Source organism: Streptomyces sp. NPDC005195, from assembly GCF_040608315.1.
Classification (GTDB): Bacteria; Actinomycetota; Actinomycetes; order Streptomycetales; family Streptomycetaceae; genus Streptomyces; species Streptomyces kaempferi.
The window spans coordinates 1-4,786 of the sequence record NZ_JBEXHZ010000162.1; the positions used below are offsets into that span (position 1 = coordinate 1).

Sequence of the window (4,786 nt, forward strand, 5' to 3'; positions counted from 1 at the left end):
AGGTACATCACGACCGGCTCGTCGTGCTCCGAGGAGAGGTCCAGCTGCTTGATGTTGAGGATGAGGTCGGTGACGTCCTCCTTGACGCCCGGCACGGTGGTGAACTCGTGCAGGACACCGTCAACCCGGATGCTGGTGACAGCGGCACCGGGGATCGAGGAGAGGAGCGTGCGACGCAGGGAGTTGCCGAGGGTGTAGCCGAAGCCCGGCTCCAGCGGCTCGATCACGAACCGGGAGCGGAACTCGTCGACGACCTCTTCGGTCAACGACGGACGCTGAGCGATCAGCATGAAGTGTTGCCTCCAGTTTCGGCGCCCGCAATTTGACGCCGTAGACCCTGCGAAGGGTACGGGCGAAAGGGCTGGGCCTTGACCACCTTGGTCGCCGCCGGTTCTTCCAGATGCCGCTCGCGGACCTGCTGCCGAAGACCGGTCGTACGAAACCCGAACGGCTGGATTCGTTGTCAAGCGCCTCGTTCGGATGACAGCGGATCCCAGGAGCGAGCGACGGCAAGAAGAAGGAAAACAGCGGCCGCGCCGACGTCATCCTCTGGACGGAGGACAAGGTCAACATCTGGGAGGTCAAACCGAACACCGCCGTCTATGGGAGGCGCGACGGACCACTCACCAACCTCGATGCTGTGCTGCGCCGCAGGAAGCGCACGTCCCTGCGTGAAGGCCGGCGGTTCCTGCGGGGCTACGCCTGGGTGACGGTCTGTCCGGCGGAACTTGCGGCACGGCTTGGCGGCGCCGCGGCGCTTGAGAACTCGGGTGCGTTTCACCGGGTGCTCCAGCTGCGAGCGGGGGGTGTGCTGCTATAGGCTCCGGCAACTATGGCCGGGTACACGGACCAGGTGATGGAGCGGGTGTTCGAGACATTGGCTTCCGTGCTGCCGCAGGGCGAGCCGAGCCCTTACCCGGCGTACCCGTACATGCGATTCGTCCCACGAGACGCTGCCATGGTGCGCTGAGCCATCTGGGCTACCAGCGCGCCTTCCTCGCGGCCCTGTCACCTCCAAACGCACCACCTACACCTACGGCGCCGACTACACCACGGTCGCCCCGCCCGCCGGCGCGCCAGCCACCCGCACCTACGTTGACGCGCTCGGCCGCGCCGTACGCATCGACCACTACACCAACAGCAGCCGGTCCGCCTTCACCTCCACCGGCTACGCTTACGACACCCGCGGCAACCGCATTTCGGCCAAAGACAGCGCGGGCAACACCTGGAGCTGGAACTACGACGCACGAGGCCGCCAGACCAAGGCCGTCGACCCGGACACCGGCACCGCCACGACGACCTGGACCAGCCCGTCACGTCGACCACCGCAAACGACAGTGCGGACGCTGTGACCGTCTGACCGTCTGACCGTCTGACCGCGGCCCGGACCGGGCCCCGTGCTGCCGGATCTGGAAGGCCTCCGACGGCGCCGCGCACGGGTCCGACTGCCACGGCGGTCACGACCGGTGCTGCGACCGGCCCGACCTGGACCGGGCCGCACCCGAACCGACGGCGACCGCCGCCCTCGCCGAGATCCTCGCCTGTCCGCACCCGCTCACCCGGCTCGGTGACCCGACACCGATCGGCTGGCAGACCACCCACCCCATCCGTCCCGCCGACTACCAGTGGTGGCGGGGCGTACTTCAGGCCGGCGGGCGAGAAGCGGGGGAGGGAGAGTGACGTCGGCCGGAGCCGGTCGCCGCAGCCTCACCGTTGCCATCCGGCTCCTCGGTGCCCGGGCGCAGAACCTCCCCGCTAACCCGCCGCTTCGGGGCCGCACCAGCCTTCACCACGACAGCGGCACGAGCCAGCTCGGCTGTCAGCTGCTCGAACGCCCGCGCCCCTGACAGGTCCCGTAGCCTGCGACTTCTGCTCATACGCCACCAACGAGCCGGGCCCCGGGCCGTAACCGGAATGCCGCCGAACGGAGCAACGCAGCGCCGACTGTCCTGGCCGCTGAACGACGTGAGCGCGCCCGCATCCGCAGCGAGAAAGGCATCCGCTGGGGCGGACGTCCCCTCAAGGCCGCAGCATGAGCCCACTTCCCAGCCAGTGCTCAGCTCCTCGTGAAAGGCTTGGAGCATGATGGGTGGACCGTCTGAGAATCCAGAACTCTGGGCATTCCTGGAGTCAGTGCACCGCGGCGAGTTCCTCTCCGGCACCGTCACAGCGATCGAACGGTTCGGTGTGTTCGTGGCGCTGGACGACGGACCCGACCATCCGGTCTTCCCCGGCGTCGGTTTCATCTCCTTCGCTGAACTGTCCTGGCGACGTTTCGAGACAGCCTCCGACGTGGTGCAGGTTGGACAGCGCGTCGCATGCGAGTTCCTCCAGTTCGACACGTGGAACCTGGAGGCCAGACTTTCCTTGAAAGCCGCACAGCCGGACCCCTTCCAGGTATTCGCCGACACCATCACGGTGGGGCAGAAATTGCCTGGCCAGGTCACCAAGCTGATCCCGTTCGGCGTCTTCGTCCAGATCGCCGACGGAATCGAGGGACTCGTTCACCTGCGAGAGCTCGCCTGGACACCGGTGGAGACTCCATCAGATGTCGTCCAGGTCGGCGACAAGATCACGGTGGTAGTCACCGAGATCGACCGAGAGCGGCGCAGGCTAACCCTCTCCCGACGACAAGGCTCATCCGCCGAGGTGTGATGCGCAGCGCTCCTGGGGCAGCGCCCTTGCGCGAGTGTTCATGAACGTCTTCTCAGTAAAAGGAAGGCACATGCCCCAAGCCGGTGAACCTTCGCGGTCGCACTAGCGGAGCGGGACGGGGCGACGACCGATCACCTTGTGCCGCGGTTGGTCTGGCGCGCGTGGATGCAGGCGGCGCTGGTGCTGGTGTGCGGGCCATGCAATCAGGCCGAGGCCGACCGGCTGCCGTAGGCCGTACTGCGGCCGGTGCCGGTGCCGGTGCCGGGGACGTTCGGGCCGGGCCTGGTCCCCGTGACCTCGGCCGGGCGTGCGGCGGAGGCCGGCGCGGCGGCTGTCTGTCCTCCCCATGGTCCCGGCGGCCGGGGCGGGTGGGGAGCCGGGTACACCGCCCGGTCTTGACCGGCAAGGGAGAACCCCATGCCCGGGCCATCGCCGGTTGGAAGGTACTCGAAGCCGAGGCCGTGAACTGCGGGGATGACGGCTGGAATTCGTCCTTCTGGGCAGAACGGTTGCCTGTCATGCTCATCGCGTTTCGGCGAAAGAGAGCAGGGGGAGAGAATATGCAATTCCGTACTATAAGAATCAATCTGGTCGCAGGCGTGGTCGGTGCACTGACCGCCGCCACCCTCGGTCTGAGCGCTACGCCGGCCTCTGCTGCCGAGGTCCACTGCGCCTCCTTCACCTGGGTGCAGGCGGGCGGGACGGTGGGTGGGGGGAGTTTATACATCCACAGGCCGTCGACGGCCGCGAACTCAGGAAACTACAACTGCGTCGTGGCCCGGGGGGACCACAACTACGCCGTGCTGGCCTTGCAGGAGACCCTGATCACCTGCTATTCGCAGAGCATCCAGCCGGATATGGACTTCGGCCCCGCCACCGAGCAGGCGGTAAAGAACGCCCAGACAATAATCAACGGGAGGTGGAACGCGGGGCTGAGCGTGGACGGCCGTTTCGGCCCCCTCACCAACTCCTGGTTCTCCTTCAAGCAATACAAGCCGGACGGCACCCACACAGACGGCTGTTTCTGAGCGCGCGCCTGGAACGTTCATGCGTGCGCGGGGAGCAGGGCTGACCTGCCTCTTTGGAAAGTCACGTGACGGGACCATTCCCGCGTGCGCGGAGAGCAGCCGACCGGGAACATCCTGCAGTACCTGGCCTACGGACCATCCCCGCGTGCGCGGGGATGGTCCCGTGTTCGAGCCGTGGGGCTACACCGGGCAGATCTGCTCCCCGCGCACGCGGGGATGATCCCGACGTCGGCCTGCTCACGGTCTACGACGAGTCCTGCTCCTCGCGCCCGCAGGGATGATCCCAGCGTCACCGTCTGTGGACCCCACCGGCATGCTGCCCACGGATCAGGCTGCGCCACGTGCCGGGCGGCGCCGACCTGGCCCACAATTATGTACCGCGCTTTGTAGTGCTACAGGAGCTCATTGCAACGGCGCCAGAACGCCCGCCCAGGCCCGGTACTTCCACCGCGGCGGCGCGGGTAAGACCTCGATCTCCACCGACCTGGGCGCGGTGTTGGCCAGCGCGTTCGCCGAGCGGGCGAATATGATCGACCTGGACTCCCCGGGCGCCCCGGACGAAACCCCCACGGACGCTGATGAGTTCGGCCGGCTCCTCGCCGAAGCGAGCAGGCGGCCCCTCCCGTTCGACCTGCCCGGCAACTACCAGTACCTGCTCCTCCAGCCCCCGCCCATCACCGATCTTGACTGGTCGGCCGATGCCACCTGGCCGCCCACCAGCCCCGAGACCATCGATGAGATCTGGAAGTCCCTCGACATCGACCCGGGCACCGACACGGCCACAGCGATTGACGGCCGGGCGGCGTTGACGAGGACGGTCCTCGCCCCCCGCAGCGCGGTGTAAGCGCCGTACGTCGTGCGGGTGCGGGTGGTGTGGTCTGCGTCGACGCGTACTCGTTGGCTGCCGTGACGTCCTCGGGAGCGGCCCAGCCCTCGTACTGGGTCCCCAGGGCAGTCGTGAGGGTCCGGGGGACGAGGCGGCCGTGCAGGACGTCGGCGACGAACCGGGGGAACTCCCGTTCCTCGCTGTGCTCCCAGCCGGGGTGTGCCGGATGGTGGAGTCGCGTCTGCGGGTGATCGAGGGCCTGACGGTGCCCGAGATG

At 67.6% G+C, this 4,786-nt stretch carries 4 protein-coding genes and 2 pseudogenes; 5 read left to right on the forward strand and 1 reads right to left on the reverse strand.

Annotated features, from left to right (window positions below):
* Positions 1-290, reverse strand: a pseudogene (locus tag ABZV34_RS37185) (DNA-directed RNA polymerase subunit alpha); the annotation flags it as partial.
* 831 nt (positions 291-1,121) lie between these two features.
* Between ABZV34_RS37185 and ABZV34_RS37190 the strand changes: the two are divergent.
* The 5 genes and pseudogenes from ABZV34_RS37190 (at position 1,122) to ABZV34_RS37210 (ending at position 4,527) form a co-directional block, all read left to right on the forward strand.
* Complete coding sequence (locus ABZV34_RS37190; protein ID WP_356287023.1) at positions 1,122-1,352, forward strand: RHS repeat domain-containing protein; 231 nt, start codon at positions 1,122-1,124, stop codon at positions 1,350-1,352.
* A 594-nt stretch (positions 1,353-1,946) separates the two neighbouring features.
* Positions 1,947-2,036, forward strand: a pseudogene (locus ABZV34_RS37195) (IS630 family transposase); the annotation flags it as partial.
* 46 nt (positions 2,037-2,082) lie between these two features.
* Positions 2,083-2,655: a S1 RNA-binding domain-containing protein gene (locus ABZV34_RS37200; RefSeq protein WP_356287015.1), complete on the forward strand. Its 573-nt coding sequence runs from the start codon at positions 2,083-2,085 to the stop codon at positions 2,653-2,655.
* A 395-nt stretch (positions 2,656-3,050) separates the two neighbouring features.
* Positions 3,051-3,683, forward strand: coding sequence for a peptidoglycan-binding domain-containing protein (locus ABZV34_RS37205; RefSeq protein WP_356287018.1), 633 nt, complete (start codon positions 3,051-3,053; stop codon positions 3,681-3,683).
* A 526-nt stretch (positions 3,684-4,209) separates the two neighbouring features.
* Entirely contained in the window at positions 4,210-4,527 is a 318-nt protein-coding gene (locus ABZV34_RS37210) for a hypothetical protein (RefSeq protein ID WP_356287021.1), read from the forward strand.
* Positions 4,528-4,786 lie beyond the last annotated feature (259 nt).